The sequence below is a fragment of the Rhodoferax sp. GT1R46 genome (assembly GCF_056521285.1).
On sequence record NZ_JBWMBC010000005.1, the window covers coordinates 179321 to 200075 of the forward strand.

General features: G+C 60.9%; 18 protein-coding genes and 1 pseudogene. 11 read left to right on the forward strand and 8 right to left on the reverse strand.

The window, feature by feature from the left end; all coding sequences use genetic code 11:
* Positions 1 to 168 precede the first annotated feature (168 nt).
* The 5 genes from AC097W_RS12925 to AC097W_RS12945 are packed head-to-tail and all read right to left on the reverse strand — an operon-like array spanning position 169 to position 5993.
* Positions 169 to 666: a hypothetical protein gene (locus AC097W_RS12925; protein ID WP_479602972.1), complete on the reverse strand. Its 498-nt coding sequence runs from the start codon at positions 664 to 666 to the stop codon at positions 169 to 171.
* Between the two features lie 13 nt (positions 667 to 679).
* Positions 680 to 2152, reverse strand: a complete 1473-nt coding sequence (tldD, locus tag AC097W_RS12930) for a metalloprotease TldD (RefSeq protein WP_479602973.1) — start codon at positions 2150 to 2152, stop codon at positions 680 to 682.
* A gap of 40 nt (positions 2153 to 2192) precedes the next feature.
* Positions 2193 to 3347, reverse strand: coding sequence for a rod shape-determining protein RodA (rodA, locus tag AC097W_RS12935; protein WP_479602974.1), 1155 nt, complete (start codon positions 3345 to 3347; stop codon positions 2193 to 2195).
* Between the two features lie 58 nt (positions 3348 to 3405).
* Positions 3406 to 5274 carry a sensor histidine kinase gene (locus AC097W_RS12940; RefSeq protein ID WP_479602975.1) on the reverse strand — a complete coding sequence of 623 codons (1869 nt, stop codon included), beginning with the start codon at positions 5272 to 5274 and terminating at the stop codon, positions 3406 to 3408.
* Complete coding sequence (locus tag AC097W_RS12945; protein ID WP_479602976.1) at positions 5271 to 5993, reverse strand: response regulator; 723 nt, start codon at positions 5991 to 5993, stop codon at positions 5271 to 5273. Before AC097W_RS12945 ends, AC097W_RS12940 begins: the two co-directional genes overlap by 4 nt.
* Positions 5994 to 6183: 190 nt before the next feature.
* On the opposite strand from AC097W_RS12945, the gene AC097W_RS12950 reads away from it, so the two are divergent.
* A complete protein-coding gene (locus AC097W_RS12950; RefSeq protein ID WP_479602977.1) occupies positions 6184 to 7629 on the forward strand; it encodes a hypothetical protein in 1446 nt (481 codons plus the stop codon).
* Between the two features lie 400 nt (positions 7630 to 8029).
* Positions 8030 to 8670: pseudogene (locus AC097W_RS12955) on the forward strand (YqiA/YcfP family alpha/beta fold hydrolase).
* Here the strand turns inward: AC097W_RS12955 and AC097W_RS12960 are convergent.
* Positions 8654 to 10270, reverse strand: a complete 1617-nt coding sequence (locus AC097W_RS12960) for a methyl-accepting chemotaxis protein (RefSeq protein WP_479602978.1) — start codon at positions 10268 to 10270, stop codon at positions 8654 to 8656. The pseudogene AC097W_RS12955 and the gene AC097W_RS12960 sit on opposite strands and share 17 nt — an antisense overlap.
* Positions 10271 to 10320: 50 nt before the next feature.
* On the opposite strand from AC097W_RS12960, the gene AC097W_RS12965 reads away from it, so the two are divergent.
* The 6 genes from AC097W_RS12965 to ruvC are packed head-to-tail and all read left to right on the forward strand — an operon-like array spanning position 10321 to position 16248.
* A complete protein-coding gene (locus AC097W_RS12965) occupies positions 10321 to 12402 on the forward strand; it encodes a ribonuclease catalytic domain-containing protein (RefSeq protein ID WP_479602979.1) in 2082 nt (693 codons plus the stop codon).
* A gap of 2 nt (positions 12403 to 12404) precedes the next feature.
* Positions 12405 to 13259, forward strand: a complete 855-nt coding sequence (locus AC097W_RS12970; protein WP_479603094.1) for an energy transducer TonB — start codon at positions 12405 to 12407, stop codon at positions 13257 to 13259.
* A complete protein-coding gene (locus AC097W_RS12975) occupies positions 13256 to 14008 on the forward strand; it encodes a transglycosylase domain-containing protein (protein ID WP_479602980.1) in 753 nt (250 codons plus the stop codon). The genes AC097W_RS12970 and AC097W_RS12975 overlap by 4 nt, the downstream gene beginning before the upstream one ends.
* Positions 14009 to 14038: 30 nt before the next feature.
* A complete protein-coding gene (locus tag AC097W_RS12980) occupies positions 14039 to 14650 on the forward strand; it encodes a lysophospholipid acyltransferase family protein (protein ID WP_479603095.1) in 612 nt (203 codons plus the stop codon).
* 9 nt (positions 14651 to 14659) lie between these two features.
* Positions 14660 to 15649 (forward strand): phosphatidate cytidylyltransferase, encoded by a 990-nt coding sequence (locus AC097W_RS12985; RefSeq protein ID WP_479602981.1) that lies wholly within the window; start codon positions 14660 to 14662, stop codon positions 15647 to 15649.
* 50 nt (positions 15650 to 15699) lie between these two features.
* A complete protein-coding gene (gene ruvC / locus AC097W_RS12990; protein WP_479602982.1) occupies positions 15700 to 16248 on the forward strand; it encodes a crossover junction endodeoxyribonuclease RuvC in 549 nt (182 codons plus the stop codon).
* Between the two features lie 24 nt (positions 16249 to 16272).
* On the opposite strand, the gene AC097W_RS12995 is transcribed toward ruvC, so the two are convergent.
* Both AC097W_RS12995 and AC097W_RS13000 read right to left on the reverse strand, forming a co-directional pair.
* Positions 16273 to 16929, reverse strand: coding sequence for a SagB/ThcOx family dehydrogenase (locus AC097W_RS12995; protein ID WP_479602983.1), 657 nt, complete (start codon positions 16927 to 16929; stop codon positions 16273 to 16275).
* Positions 16930 to 16958: 29 nt separating this feature from the next.
* Complete coding sequence (locus AC097W_RS13000) at positions 16959 to 17963, reverse strand: hypothetical protein (protein WP_479602984.1); 1005 nt, start codon at positions 17961 to 17963, stop codon at positions 16959 to 16961.
* A gap of 179 nt (positions 17964 to 18142) precedes the next feature.
* On the opposite strand from AC097W_RS13000, the gene AC097W_RS13005 reads away from it, so the two are divergent.
* The 3 genes from AC097W_RS13005 to AC097W_RS13015 are packed head-to-tail and all read left to right on the forward strand — an operon-like array spanning position 18143 to position 20734.
* A complete protein-coding gene (locus AC097W_RS13005) occupies positions 18143 to 18562 on the forward strand; it encodes a sll1863 family stress response protein (protein WP_479602985.1) in 420 nt (139 codons plus the stop codon).
* Between the two features lie 58 nt (positions 18563 to 18620).
* A complete protein-coding gene (gene groEL, locus AC097W_RS13010; RefSeq protein ID WP_479602986.1) occupies positions 18621 to 20039 on the forward strand; it encodes a chaperonin GroEL in 1419 nt (472 codons plus the stop codon).
* 14 nt (positions 20040 to 20053) lie between these two features.
* Positions 20054 to 20734 (forward strand): dienelactone hydrolase family protein, encoded by a 681-nt coding sequence (locus tag AC097W_RS13015; RefSeq protein ID WP_479602987.1) that lies wholly within the window; start codon positions 20054 to 20056, stop codon positions 20732 to 20734.
* Positions 20735 to 20755: the final 21 nt, after the last annotated feature.

Consider the following 20755-nt stretch of genomic DNA (forward strand, 5'->3'; position numbering starts at 1 on the left):
GATGGCGAGGCAAAAAAAAACCGCCGGTGGTGCCGGCGGTTTGGGAGGATTCAGGACGTCTTTTGTTTCAGGACCGTTCAGAACTCTCTACCGCCAAAGGCGCTGGAGAACCAAAAGTAGCTAAAGAAGAAGCGGCCGAAATGCATGAAAGAACTGTAGCACAGTTGTTTAGCGTCGTCGAAGCCACCCTGCCAGCCGCTTCCATGCCGATACGGAAGCCGCCGGTTCCGTGGGCGGAAGTGAGCGGGCATGCTCGTAAACATCCAGTAATAGGGCCCCCGCACCCAGCACCCGCCACGCAGCCAAATCAAAATCGACGACGGCCGGGGCCGCCTGCCGTGGTGGCGCCGCCTCCAGAGTCCATTGTGTGAGCAGCGTGCGAAAGTGAGTCAACCCCGTGCAGTGCGCGCCATATTCGTAAAAGCCCCGCCAGTCGGCACTCAGGGCGTTCAGCAGTTCGCGGTGGGTGCGCAAATCATCCAGCAGGCCCAGAAACGCCTGCGCCTTCAGGGCGGGCAGATTGCTGTGTTGTCGCAGCAGTTTGCCCAGGTCTTCAATCCGGGCGGCCAGTGCCTGCAGGCTCTCCCCCATTTGCAGCGACTCTTCGTCGGCCACGGCCGATCGCAAAAATTGGCTGTACTGGCCGAAGGTCTGAAAGCTGTGCACGGCCCCGCAAACGTCAGGCGGTGCCGCCCACCGTCAGCCCGTCAATACGCAGTGTGGGCTGCCCCACGCCCACCGGCACACTCTGGCCTTCCTTGCCACAGGTGCCCACGCCGCTGTCGAGCTTCATGTCGTTGCCAATCATGCTGACGCGCTTCAGGCACTCGGGCCCGCTGCCCACAATAGTGGCTCCCTTGACGGGGTACAGAATCTTGCCGTTTTCAACCCAGTACGCTTCGCTGGCCGAAAACACAAACTTGCCCGAGGTAATGTCCACCTGGCCACCGCCAAAGTTGGTGGCATACAGGCCCTTTTTGATGCTGGCAACGATCTCCTGCGGGTCCTTGTCGCCCCCCAGCATGTAGGTATTGGTCATGCGCGGCATCGGAATGTGGGCGTAGCTCTCGCGCCGGCCATTGCCCGTGGGCGCCACGCCCATCAGGCGCGCGTTCATCGCGTCCTGGATGTAGCCTTTGAGAATGCCGTCTTCGATCAGCACATTGCGCTGACTGGTGTTGCCTTCGTCATCCACATTGAGCGAACCCCGGCGGTCGGCAATGGTGCCATCGTCCAGCACGGTCACACCTTTGGCTGCCACGCGCTGGCCGATGCGGCCACTGAAGGCGCTGGAGCCCTTGCGGTTGAAGTCGCCCTCCAGACCGTGGCCGATGGCTTCGTGCAACAAAATGCCGGGCCAGCCGGAACCCAGCACCACGGTCATCTCGCCAGCGGGTGCGGGACGCGCATCCAGATTGGTCAGCGCGGCGTGCACGGCTTCGTCCACGTACCTGGAAATTTGCGCGTCATCAAAGTAAGCCAGGCCAAAGCGACCGCCGCCACCCGCAGAGCCCACTTCGCGGCGGACCACGCCTTTGATGGTTTGCTCGGCTATTACTGTCACCGACAGGCGCACCAGCGGGCGCACGTCGGCCGCCAGTGTGCCGTCTGCGCGTGCCACCATCACTACGTCGTATTCACTGGCGAGGCCCGCCATGACCTGCGCCACACGCGGGTCTTTGGCGCGGGCCAGGCGCTCCACCTTGCCCAGCAGCGCGACCTTGGTGGCACTGTCGAGGGTAGAAATGGGGTCCACGCCGTGGTAAAGCGACCGTGCTTTCGCTATCTTTTTGGTAGCTAACCGCGCACGCCCTGTCTGGGCTGCGCTTGAAATGGTACGCACCGTTCGGGCGGCATCCAGCAAGGACGCCTCCGAGATGTCGTCGGAATAGGCAAATGCGGTTTTCTCGCCGCTCACCGCCCGCACGCCCACGCCCTGGTCGATGCTGAAAGAGCCGGTTTTAACGATGCCTTCTTCCAGGCTCCAGCCCTCGGAGCGGGTGTACTGAAAGTACAAATCCGCCTCATCCACCTTGTGCGCCTTGATTTCCGCCAGGGCGCGAGCCAGATGGGTCTCGTCAAGGCCAAAGGGGGTGAGCAGCAGGCCTTGGGCAATAGCCAGGCGTTCAATAGTGGGTTCGCGTGAAATCATCCGCTGATTCTAGGCGCGTCTCACCAGGCGTGCACGGCCCTCAGGATTGCACCAGGCGCTTGGAGTTGGCAATTGACATCAAGATACCCAGCGCCAGCCCCAGCGTCACCATGGCAGTGCCGCCGTAGCTGATGAAAGGCAGCGGCACCCCCACCACGGGCAAGATGCCGCTGACCATGCCCATGTTGACGAAGGCATAGGTGAAGAAGATCATGGTGACGCTGCCTGCCAGTAGGCGGGAAAACAGAGTCGGCGCCTCCAGGGCAATGGCCAGGCCACGAAGAATGAGAAAGATGAACGCACAAATCAAAAACAGGTTGCCTGCCAGGCCGAATTCCTCGGAGTAGGCAGCAAAGATGAAGTCGGTGGTGCGCTCGGGAATGAACTCCAGATGCGTCTGGGTGCCCTGCATGAACCCCACGCCAAACACGCCGCCCGAGCCAATGGCAATCATGCCCTGAATGATGTGAAACCCCTTGCCCAGGGGGTCGCGCGTAGGGTCCAGCAGGGTGCAGATGCGTTGCTGCTGGTAATCGTGCAGCACGGGCCAGCGCACGCCATCGGCGCACAGGCTGGGCTCAAAGACCACAATCAAGATGACGCCCACAAGCCCCAGCACCACGGGTGGCAAAACCAGCTTCCAGCTGACACCCGCGTAAAAAATGACCGACAGGCCCGCAGCCAGCACCAGCAACGAAGTGCCCAGGTCGGGCTGTTTCATGATCAGGCCTACGGGCACCAGCAGCAATACGCCCGCCGCCGCAAAGTCCAGCGGGCGCAACTGGCCCTCGCGCTTCTGAAACCACCAGGCCAGCATGAGTGGCATGGCAATCTTCAAGATTTCGCTGGGCTGAATCGTCACGCCGACATTGATCCAGCGCTTGGCGCCCTTTTTGGTGATGCCAAACACCGCCACGGCCACCAGCAGGGTGACGCCCAGGATGTACAGCGGCACCGCCAGCGCCATCAGCCGCTGCGGGGGAATCTGCGCCACCACAAACATGATGGTCGCGGCAATCAGCATGTTGCGACCATGGTCCTCAAACCGGGTTCCGTGATCAAACCCGGAGGAATACATGGTGAGCAGACCCGCACATGCCAGCATGAACACGGCAAAGGCCAAGGGGCCATCAAAGCCGCGAAACCAGGGCGCGACACGTCGCCAGAGAGAGGGTTTGTTGAATGCTGAAACCATAATTTGCCGCAATTATCCCCGCTACCGGGGCTTGCCGCAGCGGTCGTCCATCGCAGGGTCAGCCAAACCGGATTTCAACCACCGTGCGACCGGGCTGGCTACTGATTTGAAGCTGTGCGCCTATAGCCGTTGCCCGCTCGTGCATGGATGCCTGGCCCTTGCGCCGGGCGCTTAACGTATCAAAGCCCACACCGTCATCCGCAACCCGTACGCGCACCACCTGGGCGCCACTGGCCCCGGCCGGGGGTTCGACGTGGGCTTCAATGCGCAGTGTTTTTGCCTGCGCATGCTGCAATACGTTGGACAAGGCCTCAAACAGCATGAACTGCAACTGGCGCATGGCGCTGGCGTCGAGATGGGCCATCACCGGCAACAAGTCCACATCCCATTGCAGTTCAATGCCGGATGCCGCGAGACGGGGCTCCAGCCGGTAGCGCAGGTTGGCCAGCAGCGAGGTGATGTCACCAGGAGGCAGATTCATCGCGTCGATGGACAGTTTGAGCTGGTCCAGCGCATCGCGTAGCGTCCGCAGTACCTCGGCGTGCCCCACCCGGCGGCTGACCTCCCGATCCGATTGCAGCTGGCGAATGGCCGAACTGATATGGGAACCCACGCCATCGTGCATATCGCGCAAGATGCGGGTCCGCTCCGCCGTGCGCTCCTGCTCGCGCGCCAGTGCTTCAAGCTGGTTGTAGCTTTCTCCCAGTTCGGCCTCTTTCTGGGCAACCCGGGCCGCCAGCGTAGCCATCAGGTCACGCGCTTGGGCGCTGGCGGTGCGAAACCGCAGCAACACGATGTAGCCCAGCGATAGGCCGAACAGCAACGAGGAATAGCGGATCCAGGTGATTTCGCCGTAAGAGGGGTGGATGCGGTAAACATACAGGTCACGCAAGCCGACCAGCGCATTCAAAAAGATCGCTGCCGCCACCACGCGGTGCCCCATCGGAGCCCGGCGTGCAGCGTGCCAGACGAATACGGCGAAAAACGTCAGGGCCGTTACGCCAGACAGTGCGTAACTGATGGTCAGCGCCAGCGGTTGTCCCCCGGCCAGCGCCCAATAGGCCATGCTGACGCTACCAACCATGAAAAACCCCAACCAGCGGCGAAGCCACTGCGCCGCAACCGTCTGACCCCAGTCAGCCACCTCCACACAAAACAGCAACATATTGCACATCCAGGCACTCGACGCCACGATGGGCAGCAGGCCCCACCAAGGCCAAGGCAGCGGTGGGTCTTCGATGAGGGCGTACCCCACACCAAAAGCCCAAAAGAGTTCAGCCAACGCGGCAAAGAGATAGAGCCGGTCGCGTGTGAGTTTGCCGGCTTCACCCATGTCCACCTGGGTCAGCCACAGGGATAGCGCGATCAACCCGACCAGCAAACTGAACACCGCCACCACCGCCGAGCCCGTGCCCCGCCAAAGATAGCCTTGCACATAGGCCAGTTGCACCTCGTCTTGCGGTCCCAACACGAGCTTGGCGAGCCCACCCCGCCGACCCACGTCGGCACGGATATGCACGCGAAACTGGTTGCTTGAGCGCAGGACCCCCGAGGGAATGACAACGTAGCGCGGCACCTGCGAATAATCTGCGCCGTTGTAGTGGATCAGGTCGCCCTGGCGCTGCAACAGCGTGCCATTGAGCCAGATTTCGTACGCGTTGCCCAGACGGGACAGGTACAGCCCCCAAGGCTCCGCGGGCACATCGACCAGATCAAATGAAAGCGCAAACACCGCCTCGCCACGGTGGCCTTTGTTGTACAGGTCCCAGTGATAGGGCAACTGCACAGCCTGGGTCGTCGTGGCGTCGTCAGCCGTGGCTGTGACCTGCGCTTGCGTGAGCTCCATCGTATGGGCTTGCACTGGCGGTGCAAAGACCCACACCATCAACAGCGCCGCGAAAAATGGGCCAAGACGCGCAACAGTCATTTGCGCAGCGCAGCAACGTCTGGCTGGGTCAACAAGCCCATGCGGGTGGCTTCAAACACCGCTTCGCTTTTGGAATGCACTGCCAGCTTGCTGTAGAGGCTTTTGATGTGGGTCTGCACGGTATGCACGCTCACCGCCTGAAGACGGGCAATCTCGGCATAGGAAAACCCCCGGGCAATCAACTCCAGCACTTCTTGCTCGCGCCGGGACAGCAAACCCTTCTCACCATCATTTGCTCCACTTTTTATAGCTGCTTGCGCAATATCCACGGAGGCTAGAGGCCTATTTGACTGCAAAGAAAGGTACTTGGACAGCACGCGGCGGGCAATCATGGGGGAGATCGGCGAGGCCCCTGCCTTCATCTCCAGAATGGTGTGGGCAATGTCGTCGGGCGCCGCATCTTTGTGGATGTAACCCAAGGCCCCGGCCTCGATGCTGGCGAGCACATTGTCTTCGTCCCCAAACATCGAAATCACCAGCGCCTCGCATTCGGGATGGCGCTGGCGCGCGTAACGAATCACATCCAGGCCACTGCCATCGGGCAGGCCCAAGTCGGTCAGCAGCACATCCGGCCCGCGTGCAGCGTCGTCCAGAAACGCCCGCGCGTCGGCCACCGTACCCACGCTGGCAACCAGAGTCAACTGATCGCTGCGCCGAACGCTGGCCGCAAAAAACTCCCGCATCTGCGGATCGTCTTCAACAATCAATACACGCCACACTAGCTTCGCCCTGCTGTTTTTCAATCAGACGCGAGCATAGCCGCAGGCGCCTGCATTGGCTATGCCGGCGCCTCCCATAGACATGGGATGGCGCGATTCCACCCACCCCAATAGCATCCGTGACGCAGGTCAAGGAGTGCAAAACCATGTCTCCAACCCACCTGCGTCTCATACAACTCAGGAGGTTCTCATGAATATTTCACTTAAACGCCTTTCCCTTGCCATTGCAGGTGCAGGCCTGCTGACGATCTACGGCTGTGGCGGGGGCGGTGGAGGCAGCTCATCGAGCTTGTCAACGCCTCCGTCATCCACGCCCCCATCGTCTGCGGTGTTGAATGACGCGCCAGTCAAGGGCGTTTGCTACAGTGCATCCCCGTCTGGCCTACATGGTGTAACCGATGCCGCTGGTGCGTACCAATACCAGGCGGGTGACAACGTTTCGTTCTGGATCGATGTCAGCGGCTCGACCTGCGGCACCACGCCAGCCAACCGTGCCAGCACAACGGCGATTGCCTTGGGCTCAGTGATCCCCGGTACGGCCTCTGCCGGCACAACAGTGCAAACCTTTATCCTGAGCCTGGACACCGGTCCACAAGCAGCACAGACGCTGCAGGCGCTGAACCATGGCACCGCTTCCAGCATGGATGTCAGTGGCATCACCCTGCCTGCTGCACAAGTCACCGCTGTCAATACCTATCTGGCCTCGAAAGGCGATACCTCTCTGATTACTGGCGCACCGTCAGTGGTTTCGCTGTTCTTCGCCGTGCAGGGCGCTGCCACCGTCGCGAGCGCTCCCCTCACGCCGACGCTGCCGGTTACCGCTACTTTTGAGGCATCTGTTACCAACAACCTGGCTATCACCGTCGCGAGCGGCTTGGGCGCAGCACCCACCACCTTCACCATCCCGGCCAACCGTATTGTCTTTTCAACTTCTTCAGGAACTCAAACTACAAACGCCATCACCAGCCCATTCAACAATGCCAGCATTGTCTGGTTCGATGGCAACGGCAATGGCAAAAGGTTCGTCAAACCCGCGAACTTGACCACGGCTATCACCACCACCAATGTTTCGTCCACGATTGGCAGCGTAACTCAGCCATTCATCTACTCAATCAGTGGCAAGACGGTGAGCAAGACCATCACCACTAGCAACGCAAGCATTAGCGATGCCACTACCATCCAATACGCCGATGATCATGGTGCTTTCTACTCTGGGACTTCGACGAAGACGCCGCTAGCGGGTCTTCCCACTACGAACAGTTACAGCGGCTCCAACATCCGGCTGACACCGCTGACGGCGTCCATGTTGGCCGGCAAGACGTTAACTCTTGAGGCTCCGGGTTGCCCCAACGGTGTCAGCATAGACACCTACTCCGCCGACGGCACGACCGCTCAAAATACTAACTGCGGCCCTGGCGGCGGCATCGGCGAAATCAGGACCAATGTCGCCTCTTCTATACCTGGTATCGTGCAATCTTCAAGCACGGGAGGTACCGCTCCGGACCAGTCGATTATCCTGGTCGGCCTGGATGGCGCCAGTGTCAGCGTGGGCTCCGCCCTCGTTATCCTGACGCTCAACAGTGGTGGCGGCGACTTCCCAGCCTGGGGTCGCATGAAAATTGTGGCAGTGAACTAAGTCCATCTCAGCTGCAACAGGCCCCCGCATAGGTGGACCTGGCCCAGTCAAATGCCCCGCACTGGCGGGGCATTTTCATTTGACCCCTGCGGGAATCGCTTGGGGCAATGAAGCCACATGAACATTCACCCTGTCTCGAACCAATGCGATCGGACCCAATTTCCTTGTCGAATACATTCGGGTACTCTGGTCCTGCAAAAGGGGAATATCAGTACCACCACCGAGGTATTGGTTCTGGGTAACCAAGCGTCATCCGGCCAGCCCTACGCCAACTAGCAGTGTGCAGCCGGCTGACATTCCTGAAACGCGAGATTGGTGGATTCAGTTGCCATCCTCGCGAGGACAAAGCGCTATAGCCCGGCGGGCTTCTCTTTCTCAATTCGCCCCTATCATCCTGTCCATGCCCACCCCTCAGCCCCGCCAGCCCATCACCCACCTCCTCTACCTGCACGGTTTCCGCTCATCCCCCAATCCGTAAAGGCCCGCCAAATGGCTGCGCTGGTTGCGGGACGTTTTCCCAACGTCACCTGGTGGTGCCCTCAGCTACCGGCCTCGCCCCGTGAGGCCATGAAAATGCTGATGGACGGCATCCAAACCTGGCCGCATGACTCCATGTCGGTCATCGGCTCGTCACTTGGCGGCTTTTATGCTACGGCGGTGGCAGCGCAAACCGGCTGCAGGGCGGTGCTACTGAACCCGGCCGTCAACCCGGCGCGGGATCTGGAAAAATACATTGGCGAGCAAACCAGCTGGCACGACCCGCAAGCGCATTTTTTCTTCCTGCCTGAGTTTGTGGAGGAGCTTCGGGCCATAGCCCCGGCAAGTCTGACCCAACTGGATCGTTTCTTTGCTGTGATTGCCAAAGGCGATGAGGTGCTGGACTGGCAAGAAATGACCGGGCGCTACCTCGGCGCGCGCATCAAGCTGCTGGAGGGCGGTGACCACGCCCTGAGCGACTTTGACGACCATGTGGACGAGGTACTTGCCTTTATGGGCCTCGCCCACACGGGCATTGAGCGGGTTGCTACCTCGGTAGCTTGAAGACCGCCAAGGCTTTCGTCAGATTGTCGGTTTGTTCGGCAAGGCTTCCTGTTGCAGCAGCAGCCTCTTCGACCAGTGCGGCGTTTTGCTGCGTCACCAGGTCCAGTTGCCCCACGGCCTGGTTCACCTCAGAAATACCGATACTCTGCTCACGGGTTGCAGCGGTCATCTCGCCGATGATCGCAGCCACTCTGCCCACTGACGCAATCACCTCCTGCATGGAATTGCCAGACCGGGTGGTCAACGCCATTCCGGCATCCACTTTGATCAGTGACTCGTCAATGAGTATCTTGATCTCCTTGGCCGCAGCAGCGCTTCGACCCGCCAGGCTGCGCACTTCAGACGCCACGACTGCAAAGCCGCGCCCCTGCTCACCGGCGCGAGCGGCCTCCACAGCCGCATTGAGGGCAAGAATATTGGTCTGAAACGCGATTCCGTCAATCAGCCCCAGGATGTCCGCAATCTTGCGCGACGACACATTGATCGCCTGCATGGTTCGGACCAAATCCGTCGCTTCTGCTCCACTCTGACTGGCCAGCCCTGATGCGCTGTTGGCCAATGTGTTGGCCTCTCCCGCATTCGCGGCGCTTTGCTGCACAGTGGAAGTCAGCTCTTCCATGCTCGCGGCTGTCTGCTCCAGATTGGACGCCTGCGCCTCCGTGCGGTTCGATAAGTCCATGTTGCCCGTGGCAATTTCCTGCGTAGCCAGCCGGATGCTTTCAAAGTTGCTGCGCACGTCGCCAATAATGCTGCGCAAATTGATGTTGAGCTGGCGCAAGGCGTTTTGCAATTGCCCTACATCGTCGCGACCTGCCGGAGCAATAGCGTGCGTCAAGTCGCCCCCGGCCATGATGCGGGCATTCAGCATGACGTTTTCCAGGGGTTTGAATACCCGGGTGTTCAGCAGGTAACCGGCGTACAGGGTAGACCACGCACCCACTGCGGCCACAGCCGCCAGCCAGCCACCGCCCATGGCTTGCGGCCACAGGGCGCCGCACCCCAGCACCACAAAAGCCACCACGATCAGAGCAAAACTGACCTGCAAGCGCTGTTGCAGGGAGTACCGCGACCACAGCTGCCCAGCCCCAGAGGTGACCACGCCATGGTCAATGCGCAGCTTTCGGGGATTTCCGTCGCGGATTTCCTTGTAAATTTGCTCCGATTGCGTCACCTGCTCCCGGCTGGGTTTGGTTCGCACGGACATGTACCCAACAGGCTTGCCATTTTCGACAACCGGGGTGACATTGGCCAGCACCCAGTAGTAACCACCCTGTTTGGTGCGATTTTTGACCATGCCGGTCCACGGCTCCCCAGACTTGAGCGTGGCCCACATATCGGCAAACGCCTCGACTGGCATATCGGGGTGGCGAAGAATGTTGTGGGGTGCCCCAATGAGTTCCTGTACCGAGTAGCCACTGATTTCGATGAAATAGGGATTCGCGTGCAAGATGTTGCCCTGCAAATCGGTGGTTGACACGATCGCAAAGGTGTCGCTGAGGATCACTTCGGTGGTGGTAATGGGCAGATTGGTACGCATGCTTTGGCCCGCCAGGAGTTGAAGTTGACCGATTTTTTCGAGGAAGTTGTTTATAGCACGCATGATTTTTCGTCCAAACCGGCTCCACTCCCCAGCATGGGACAATCCGGCCCATGTATTTATTGTTTGAAGAAGCCGGAAAATTCATGGCCGGTCGGGTGCTGTCAGAGGCGGATTCCTCTGCACAGGTGGAGCTGGACAGCGGCAAGCGCGTCAAGGTGAAGGCCGCCAACACGCTGCTGAAGTTTGAAAAACCGTCGCCGGCGGAGTTGATCGCTGCGGCGCAGACGGTAGCGCAGGGGATTGAGCTGGAGATGGCCTGGGAATTTGCGCCCGAAGAAGAGTTTGGCTTTGCCGACCTGGCACGCGACTATTTCTCGGCCCAGGCGCCGCTGACCGAGCAAGCTGCCATGTTGTTCAAGCTGTTTGAGTCGCCACATTACTTTCGCCGTGCAGGCAAGGGGCGTTTTCGCAAGGCCTCGGCGGACGTGATTGCGCTGGCGCTGGCCGCCATCGAGAAGAAGAAGCTGCTGGCCGAGCAAATTACCCAATGGGCCACGGATCTGGGCGCGGGCCAGTGCCCGGAGCCAATCAAAGAACAGCTCTACAAGATTCTGTTCAAGCCCGACAAGAACGCGCCGGAGTACAAGGCCGTGGTGGAAGCCGCACGCGCCACCCACACCGCGCCGCTGGAACTGCTGCAAAAGGCAGGCGCCATCAGCTCGCCTTACCAGTTCCACTGGAAACGCTTTTTGCTGGAAAACTTCCCCAAGGGCACGGGCTTTCCGGCCATTGCCGCACCCGTCAATGACGACACGCTGTTCTTGGCGCCAGTGCAGGCCTTCTCGATTGATGACTCGCAAACCACCGAGATTGACGATGCACTCTCGGTGCAGGGCCTGGGTAGCGGCACCATCACGCTGGGCATCCACATTGCGGCACCCGGACTGGCGATTCAACCCGGCAGCGCAGTGGACCACTTGGGACGCGACCGCCTGTCCACGGTCTACATGCCGGGCTACAAAGTCACCATGCTGCCCGACGCGCTGGTGCAGACTTACACCTTGCTCGCAGGGCGCGATTGCCCAGCCCTTTCGCTGTACGTGACGCTGGATGAAGCCACACTGGAGATCAAGGGCAGCGAGTCGCGCGTGGAGCGCGTAACGATTGCCCACAACCTGCGCCACGACCAGCTCGATGCGGTGGTGACCGAGGCCTGGCTGACCGACCCTGCGTTTAACCATGAAAACGAGCCGCAGCCCCTGCCAGCACTGCGTGAGCAGCTATCATTTTTATACCGCCTGGCGAAAGACCTGAAGGGCAAACGCGAGATCGTGCGCGGCAAACCCGAGACCTTTAACCGGCCGGACTACAACTTCAAGCTGGTCGGCAATGACGGCGCGGAGCCGCAAGGCCATGAGACCGTGCTGATCAGCACCCGCCAGCGCGGTGCGCCGCTGGACTTGATCGTGGCCGAGGCCATGATTCTGGCCAACAGCACGTGGGGCAACTGGATGGCCGAGCTGGGCGTGCCCGGCATCTACCGCAGCCAGGCTTCTCTGGCGCCCGGCGTCAAGGTGCGCATGGGCACCAAAGCCCTGCCGCACGCCGGCATTGGGGTCAAAAGCTACGCCTGGAGCACCTCGCCCCTGCGCCGCTACACCGATCTGGTGAACCAGTGGCAAATCATTGCCTGCGTCAAGCACGGCAAAACCGCGGCGCTGGCCGCTCCGTTCAAGCCCAAAGACGCAGAGTTGTTTTCCATCATCTCCAGCTTTGACACCACGTACAGCGCCTACAACGGCTACCAGGGCGCCATGGAGCGCTTCTGGACGATGCAGTACCTGCGCCAGAATGGCATCACCGAGCTGGAGGCCAGCGTGTTCAAGGAAAATATGGTGCGTGCCGACACGCTACCGCTGGTGTTGCCGGTCATGGGTGCACAAAACCTGCCCCGCGGCGCCCGTGTGCGGGTCAAGCTGGGCGAAATGGACCTGATTACGCTGGACATCAACGGTACCGTAGTGGAACGTCTGGATCTGCCGGTTGCGGGCGATGCCCCAGCAACCGGGGCCGCAGATGCGCAAGGTGACGAAGGGGACGACGGTGAAGAAGACGAAGTCGCCGGCCCGATTGCCATTGCCGTGGACGTGAGCGAAAGCCCGGAATCTTCCAGCGATAATCCTGCTCCGTGAACCTGCGGTCTTTCAGCACCCTTCAATTGGCCCTGGGCGCATCCATAGCGGTGCACGCGGTGCTGTTGACCGTGCGCTTTGTGGACCCCGAGTCCTTCAACCGCGTGTTCAAGGACACGCCGCTGGAGGTGGTGCTGGTCAACGCCAAAACCAACGAAAAGACCGACAAGGCAAAAGTCATCGCCCAGCATTCGATGGCGGGTGGCGGTGATGCCGAAAAGGGCCGCGCTACCAGTCCCCTCCCCCCATCCGCGCTGACGGACACCGGAGACGCGCTGGAAGCGGAGTCGGCGCGCAAGCTGCAAACCCTGCAGGAGCAGCAAACCCTGCTGCTGGCCCAGGTCAAGAACCAGCTCGCCACACTGGCCCCGACCGATCCCCGCCAGACCGCCACCAAGACCGAGCAGGCCGAGCGTGAGGAAAAACGCCGCCAGCTGATGAATCTGCTGGCTGAAATTGAGCGGCGCATCAACAAGGAAAACTCCCGCCCCAAGAAGCGCTACGTCAGCCCCGCCGCGCAGGAAGGGGTGGAAGCGGTGTACTACGACGCGCTGCGCCATGCCATTGAAGACCGGGGTACCGAAAACTTTCCGCAGTCTGGCGGCAAGAAGCTGTATGGCGAGCTCACCATGATCGTCACCGTCAACCACGATGGCCGCGTACTCGACACCGAAGTGGTGGAGGGTTCGGGCAACCGCGCGCTGGATCGCCACGCGGCGGCCATTGCCAGAACCGCGGGGCCATTTGGCCCATTCAGCGCGGCCATGCGACGCCAGGCAGACCAGATTCTGGTGGTTTCGCGCTTCAAGTTCACCCGCGACGAAACCCTCGAAGCCAACGTTTCCTCCCGGCCATGAAGGGGCTGTTGCGCTGGATTGGCCTGGTCGCGCTTGCATTGGTTGCGCTGCAGCTTTATTTTGTAGCGCGCATTGCCGCCATGGCCGTGGTCGCGCCCCAATCCACCACCTTCCAGCGCTCGGAAGCCTGGCGCATCGTGGGGGAAAAAGGCGAGTTGCGCTGGCGCCAGCAATGGGTGAACTACAACCAGATCTCCGACAACCTCAAACGGGCCGTCATTGCATCGGAGGACGATGGGTTTACCAACCACGACGGCGTGGACTGGGACGCGCTGGAAAAAGCCTGGGAGAAAAATGCCAAGGCCGAGCAGCGCGCTGCAAGCCGCAAGCCCGACACCCGTGTCGCGCAAGGCAAACCCGCACCGGTACCCCGCCCGCCCAAGATTGTGGGTGGCTCCACCATCACCCAGCAGCTGGCCAAGAACCTGTTCTTGTCCGGCGAGCGCACGCTGTTGCGCAAGGGCCAGGAGTTTGTGTTGACGATCCTGCTGGAGCGCCTGCTGAGCAAGCAGCGCATTCTGGAGATCTACCTCAACAGCGTGGAGTGGGGTGAAGGCGTGTTTGGCGCCGAGGCCGCAGCACAGCATTACTTCAGCAAACCGGCTTCCCGGCTCAGCCCATCGGAAGCAGCCCGGCTGGCGGTCATGCTGCCGCGGCCCCGCTACTTTGAGAAGCTACCCAACTCCGCCTACCTGTCGGGCCGGGCCGCCGTCATTACCAGCCGAATGGGCGACGCCACGCTGCCCTGACCGTCATGGCCGCTCTGTATCATGGCTGCCATGCTGCCCAAGTTGATGAGTCTTTTTTTGCTGGGTCTGATTCGGTTTCTCACCGGCTCCCAGGCGCGCTGGTATGGCTGCCCGCCCAAGGCCGAGCAACGCATTTATTTTGCCAACCACCAGAGCCACGCCGACCTGGTGATGATCTGGGCGGCATTGCCCAAAGAGTTGCGCAGCGTCACCCGCGCCATTGCCGCCAGAGACTACTGGACCAAAACGCCCTTCCGGCAATGGCTCACCACAGCGGTTTTCAACGTCATTTATGTGTCACGCGACCGCAGTGCCGACGAAGACCCGCTGGAGCCGCTGTTTGATGCACTGGGGAATGGCGACTCGATCATCCTGTTCCCCGAGGGCACCCGCGGGTTCACCGGTGAGCCCCAGCCCTTCAAGGCGGGGTTGTTCAACCTGGCGGTGCGGTTCCCCCACGTGGTGCTGATACCGGCATGGATCAACAACGTGCAGCACGTTTTGCCCAAGGGCGAAGTGGTGCCGGTGCCCGTGCTGTGCTCGGTGACCTTTGGTGCGCCGATGTCGCTGCAGGCCGGGGAAGAACGCCGCGCTTTCCTGGAGCGCGCCCGTGCAGCAGTTCTGGCCCTGCGCGACGTTTAAGGGGGCGCCATGTATTACTACCTCAAGAATCTCACCCCCACCCAGCAGATCGGCACCCTGTTCGTCATTGTGTTTGGCTTGCTGCTGACCGCCAGCGTCACTGCATTTGTGCTGTCGATTCGCGATCGGGGGGACGACCCGCGTGCCGAAGAGTGGGCCAAGGAACTCAAGAGCGTGGACGGCATGCTGCGCACCAGTTGGCTCATGGTGCTGGTCTTCTGGATCGGGTGGATAGCGGGCGACCGGGTGGTGCTGACCCTGTATGCCTTTGTGTCGTTTTTCGCCCTGCGCGAATTTCTCACTCTCTCACCCACACGGCTGGGTGACCACCGCAGTCTGGTGCTGGCATTCTTTGTCGTGCTGCCGGTGCAGTACTGGCTGGTGGGCAGTGGCCACTTCGACATGTTTGCCGTGTTCATCCCGGTCTACGTGTTTCTGGCGCTCCCCCTGGCCAGCGCGCTGGCCAACGACCCGCTGCGCTTTCTGGAACGCAACGCCAAGCTGCAGTGGGGCATCATGGTGTGCATCTACGGCATGAGCCATGTGCCCGCCCTGCTGCTGCTCAAGTTCCCGGGGTACGACAACCGCAACGCTTTTCTCGTTTTCTTTCTCGTGCTGGTGATGCAGGTTTGCATGGTGGCGCAACACTTTGCCTCACGCCGGTTTCGGCGCCGGCCGGTGGCACCAGCCATCAGCCAGAGCTTCAACTGGACCAGTTGGGGCATCGGCATTGCCGTGGGAAGCCTGCTGGGCGCCCTGCTGGCGGGCATCACGCCCTGGGTGCCTGGCACCGCCTTTGCATTTGCTTTGATTGCCTGTGTGGCCGGGTCGCTGGGCCACTTCGTCATGAAGGCCCTCAAACGCGACCGCGGCATTCCCAACTGGGGCGCAGAAGGCAAATCCGTCACCGGCACTGGCGGTCTTCTGGACCGGGTCGATGCACTGTGCTTTGCTGCCCCGGTCTTCTTTCATTCAGTCCGCTGGCATTTTGATATTTAGCAGGCTCCAGCCCCCGTCCACACTGCGCAAGCAGCTACAAAAAGAATAGCATGCGAATATTGGGCATAGATCCCGGACTGCGCACCACCGGCTTTGGCGTGATTGATGTGGAAGGCTCCGAACTGCGTTACGTGGCCAGCGGCACGATCAGCACCCAGCACCTGGACATTGGTGAATTGCCCGCGCGCCTGAAGGTGCTGTTTGACGGCATTGGCGAAGTGGTGCAACGCTACGAACCCGACCACGCGTCGGTAGAAATTGTGTTTGTCAACGTCAACCCGCAGTCCACCCTGCTTCTGGGGCAGGCCCGCGGTGCGTGCATTACGGCGCTGGTGTCGCGGGACCTGCCGGTGGCCGAATACACGGCGCTGCAAATGAAGCAGGCGGTCGTTGGCTACGGCCGGGCCGACAAAACCCAGGTGCAGTCCATGGTGCAACGCTTGCTGGCATTGCCCGGCCTGCCGGGGCCAGATGCTGCCGACGCCTTGGGGCTGGCCATCACCCATGCCCATGCAGGCACTGCCATGGCGCGGCTGGCCAAAGCCAGCGGGCTGGGCGGCAAGATTGGCGGCAACTACCGGGATGGGCGCAGCCGCTAAGCCGGCACCGGCGCCACAGCATCGTTACACGTCGCTCGCCTTGGGGAAGCCGATCGTCTGGGTTATCAGGATTTGCTGATCCTCGCTCAGCCCCATGGCCTGTGTCAGCGCACCGCGGTCGAACCAGGCCCGAACCACATTAGCGAGACCGGCAGATGCGCAAAACAGTGCAATGTTCTGCACCATTGCACCCGCCGCGATCGATGCGTAAGACTCCCGTGCTGCCGCAGGCACCAGCTTCATGCGCCCGTGGTGGGCTACAAAAACCAGGTCCAGCGGGGCGTTGTCCACAAAGTCCTGGTACCCCGTCACGCGCCGTGCATCCTTGGCCACGATGAGCTTCAGCAACTGGTTTGGGGGATCGTAAAGGTAGAGCCCTTGGGGCATTGCCAGATAAATGTCAACCTCCTGCGCATTCATGGCCGATGGAGCGGTGCGGCCACCCAGATCCGGCCGATTAACGCCGCACGCAGCCCACAGCAGGTTGGAGAGCAGTTGCGGCTCCAGCGCAGTGGGCAGAAAGTCCCGCCCGGAGTGGCGCTGACGCAAAGCCGCCATCAATGGCAGGCCGCCTTCTGTCTGCGGCGGGGGCAATGCGACCGCCACCTGCGCCTCCCCCTGCGGAGGTTCCAGTGTCAATCGGTTGATCATGCCCATTGCCAGCTTGGTCAATGTGTTCATCTCGTATTCCTTTTGTCCATGTCAATCCTTCAACGCCACGCCCGAAAAACAGGCGTGCGCAGGCCACCCCACCGGCTTGCAGAAAATGACCGTATGAAGTGATCCACCTCGCCTGCCGGCAAATCATCCACAACCCAATGGGCGGAGCGTCCGCCAGCAAGGGATTCGCCCACATTTTCTGGCGCACCCAATGGGGCACGCACACTCGCGTGGAAGCGACCATCGCCCTTAGACCGCAGGACGGCACTCGCACGCTGCGGCTCTGCAACCGAGAACTGTTTGTCCACACAACCCGCCACACGGCGGCTCCATGCCGTATCCGGAAGCATGTACACGCTGGCATGTGCGTCCTGCCAATAGGGTGCCAGCGCAAAAGCATGCGACAGGTCTTCCTGGCGGGCCACATCCAGGTCCTGCACAACAGTCTCGGCTTCCAGACAATCCAATGGATCGCTGTAGCGGGACAGAACTTCATACAGGTGGGCTGGCGCAATGGTCGCATCCGCCTCATCCACCCCACACGCGTTGTAGCTGATGAGTTCGCCCAACTGCCGCAGACGCACACGCGCCTGTGCACCCAAGCCCACGCGCAACGCCAATCCATTGGCTACCGTGGTCAGGTTCTTGCCATACGCGCCCACCACGGCCCACCCACGGTACCGGCCACCGAGAATCCGGTCCACAAACAGACTGGTACAAACACCACGGGAAAAATCAACCGTGGCGCGCAGGCGCGGATGTCGGGTGACCTCATCTGCCACATGGTGGTCAAAATACTGCACCGTGGCGCCACAGTCCAGCAGGCGCCGCAAGGCGCTGCGATTGCAATCCATGGGCAGGTCACAAACCAGCACCTCATCGCCCGAGCGGGCATGCACGCGGGCAAGCAGCCCCACGTCGCGACGCAAACCGGCCACCAGCGTGCTGATCCTGGGTTCATGCAAACGCCACTGCAACAGCGAACACAAGCCATCCGCATCACCGTTGCACACATCCACCGACCGGCTTATAGCGGTCTTGCGCCGATTATTCATCCAACACTCCTCATCTGGCAGAGCGTCCAAGGATGGGTTCTTTGCGTCGCTTCGCATTGATAAAAATCAAAGCCTGTGGCACCGGCTGCCTTGCGTTCTATCAAAGGCTTCCTGCCCCACCGCACCTAGCATCTGTCCATGTTCACCTCTCCAACCTAATGCCCATCGAAAGGAATGACATGAGCCACAAGCCTTTGTCCATTGTTGCCGCGCTTGTTCTCGCCGCCAGTTGCGCCTCGTGTGACAAATTCAAGCCGGCCTTGCCGGAAATGGGAAAAGCGGCACCCCCGGCAGCGCAAGAAAGTCCATTAGATTCAGACCGCAACGCCTTCACCCAAAGTGCGCAAAAGGAACTGGACAATCTGCGCACGGCCATTTCAGACCTTCAGATCAAGGCGACCAAGGCAAGCCAGGAAACCAAAGCCCAACTGCAGGCGGATCTGGACAAACTGGAAGACGACTTTCGGGGTGCGCAGCAGCGCCTGTCTGATGTCAAGGGCGCCACCTCAGAGGGCTGGATGCAACTCAGGGAAACGTTCCGAAAATCGCTGGAGCAGCTCAAGGAGTCCACCGAGAAGGTCCGCAAAGCGGCTGGATGACGCGCAACGGCAGTACCCCGCCTAGCATGGGCTGACACCATTTCACAAGAACCCGATCATGCAAGCCAAACAGCTCCTGTTTCACGACGTGGCGAGGGACAAAATCCGCAGGGGCGTGGACGCATTGGCACAGGCGGTCAAGGTCACATTAGGGCCTCGGGGGCGCACGGTCATTCTGGAGCGTGAATTCGGTCCGCCGCAGATCGTCAATTCGGGTGTCGTGGTTGCCGAGTTGAAAAGAATGGCGAAACCGTGCACCACATCTCAAGAAATTGCCCATGTGGCAGCCATCTCGGCCAACAACGATCGCTCGATTGGCGATCTGCTGGCCAGCGCCATTGACAAGGTGGGCCGCGAGGGCGCCATTTCCATTGAAGACGGCTCCGGGCTGGTGAGCGTGCTGGAGGCAGTGGAAGGACTGCAGTTTGACCGCGGGTTTCTGTCACCCTACTTCATCAACAACGCAGAGCGACAAAGTGCCATTCTGGAAGACGTCGCCATCTTGTTGTGTGATGCCAGACTTTCCTCGCTGAAGGACTTGTTGCCGCTTCTCGAAGAGGTGGTCAAGTCAGGGCGGCCACTTCTGGTCATTGCCGAGGAGGTGGACAGCGACTCGCTGGCTGCGCTGGTCATCAATACCATGCGTGGCTCTTTGAAGACCTGCGCCGTCAAGGCACCGGGGTTTGGCGACCGCCGCAAAGCCATGTTGCAGGACATTGCCATTCTCACAGGGGGGGTGGTCGTGAGTGAGGAGGTCGGCCTTCCTTTGGCCAAGGTGAAACTTGCGGATCTTGGACGCGCAGTGCGTGCCGAGGTAGCCAAAGACAACACCACGCTGATTGGTGGCGCAGGGCAGCCGCAGGCCATCAAGGAGCGCATCGCCGTGATTCGCAAGGAACGCGAGGCCGCAACCAGCGACTATGACAAGGAGAAACTCGACGAACGCGCAGCCAAACTCTCCGGGGGCGTTGCGTTGATCAAGGTCGGCGCAGCCACTGAGACCGAACTCAAGGAGCGCAAGCTGCGCGTGGAAGACGCCTTGCATGCCACCCGCGCGGCCGTTGAAGAAGGCATTGTTCCCGGAGGGGGTGTCGCTCTTCTGCGGGCACGGCATGTATTGGCCGGATTGACCGGCAGCAACCTGGACGAAAACTCCGGCATTCATCTGGTCGCGCGGGCGCTGGAAGATCCCTTGCGCTGCATCGTGAGCAATGCGGGCGACGAACCGTCGGTGATTCTGAACCGGGTTGACGAATCCACGGACCCCGCGTTTGGCTACAACGCCGCGACGCGCACGTATGGTGATTTGTTGCAAATGGGCGTGATAGACCCTGCCAAGGTGACCCGTCTAGCGCTGCAGAATGCAGCATCGATCGCAAGCCTCATTCTCACCACGGATTGCATGATTGCCAATGCGCCCAAGCCGCTATCCACCGATGTCGGCCTGGGCGCTGGCGGTGACATGCCCATGCTTTGATGGACACAAAAATCATGTTGGCCCATCACACACCGCACACGAAGAGTAGTCGTCAAAGTGTGCTGGTCGGCGACCTTGCGCTGCCCGGCGAGTTAAGTCTGCCTTGCAATGCGTTGGGCATTGTCGTTTTTGCTCACGGCAGTGGAAGTAGCCGTCACAGCACACGCAATCAGTTCGTAGCCCGGGTCATGCAGTCCTATGGGCTGGGTACTTTGCTGTTTGACCTGTTGACTGACAGCGAGGCAATCGACCGCGCCAACGTCTTCGATATCGATTTACTGGGCCAACGGGTGATCAGCGCGCTGATCTGGCTGGACACGCGCGCGGACCTTGCCACTACGCCCGTTGGCCTGTTCGGCGCGAGCACCGGTGCAGCCGCTGCCTTGGTTGCTGCAGCACGCATGCCTGCGCGGGTACAGGCCGTGGTGTCTCGCGGCGGGCGACCCGACCTGGCCGGCTGGCATCTGGCGGATGTGCGGGCACCCACCCTGCTGGTCGTTGGCAGTGAAGACCGCGAGGTGCTCAGCCTCAATCAGGCAGCCATGCGGATTTTACGGTGCCCCAAGAAGCTGGAAGTTGTAGCTGGCGCTACACACCTGTTCGAAGAGCCGGGCACGCTGGACGTAGCGGCAGGTCTGGCTGGCCACTGGTTTGAGAGCCACTTTTTGGAGCAAGGCCTTCACCCAGGCCCCTGAATGCGGATTTCGTTGTCCGCC

Coding starts and splice junctions, on each gene's coding strand:
- rodA (WP_479602974.1), bottom strand. CDS start 3,347: ATGGTTTCAGCATTCAACAAACCCTCTCTCTGGCGACGTGTCGCGCCC.
- AC097W_RS12940 (WP_479602975.1), bottom strand. CDS start 5,274: ATGACTGTTGCGCGTCTTGGCCCATTTTTCGCGGCGCTGTTGATGGTG.
- AC097W_RS12975 (WP_479602980.1), top strand. CDS start 13,256: ATGAAGGGGCTGTTGCGCTGGATTGGCCTGGTCGCGCTTGCATTGGTT.
- AC097W_RS13015 (WP_479602987.1), top strand. CDS start 20,054: ATGTTGGCCCATCACACACCGCACACGAAGAGTAGTCGTCAAAGTGTG.
- AC097W_RS12980 (WP_479603095.1), top strand. CDS start 14,039: ATGCTGCCCAAGTTGATGAGTCTTTTTTTGCTGGGTCTGATTCGGTTT.
- AC097W_RS13000 (WP_479602984.1), bottom strand. CDS start 17,963: ATGAATAATCGGCGCAAGACCGCTATAAGCCGGTCGGTGGATGTGTGC.
- AC097W_RS12965 (WP_479602979.1), top strand. CDS start 10,321: ATGTATTTATTGTTTGAAGAAGCCGGAAAATTCATGGCCGGTCGGGTG.
- AC097W_RS12950 (WP_479602977.1), top strand. CDS start 6,184: ATGAATATTTCACTTAAACGCCTTTCCCTTGCCATTGCAGGTGCAGGC.
- AC097W_RS13005 (WP_479602985.1), top strand. CDS start 18,143: ATGAGCCACAAGCCTTTGTCCATTGTTGCCGCGCTTGTTCTCGCCGCC.
- tldD (WP_479602973.1), bottom strand. CDS start 2,152: ATGATTTCACGCGAACCCACTATTGAACGCCTGGCTATTGCCCAAGGC.
- AC097W_RS12985 (WP_479602981.1), top strand. CDS start 14,660: ATGTATTACTACCTCAAGAATCTCACCCCCACCCAGCAGATCGGCACC.
- ruvC (WP_479602982.1), top strand. CDS start 15,700: ATGCGAATATTGGGCATAGATCCCGGACTGCGCACCACCGGCTTTGGC.
- AC097W_RS12995 (WP_479602983.1), bottom strand. CDS start 16,929: ATGAACACATTGACCAAGCTGGCAATGGGCATGATCAACCGATTGACA.
- AC097W_RS12960 (WP_479602978.1), bottom strand. CDS start 10,270: ATGCGTGCTATAAACAACTTCCTCGAAAAAATCGGTCAACTTCAACTC.
- groEL (WP_479602986.1), top strand. CDS start 18,621: ATGCAAGCCAAACAGCTCCTGTTTCACGACGTGGCGAGGGACAAAATC.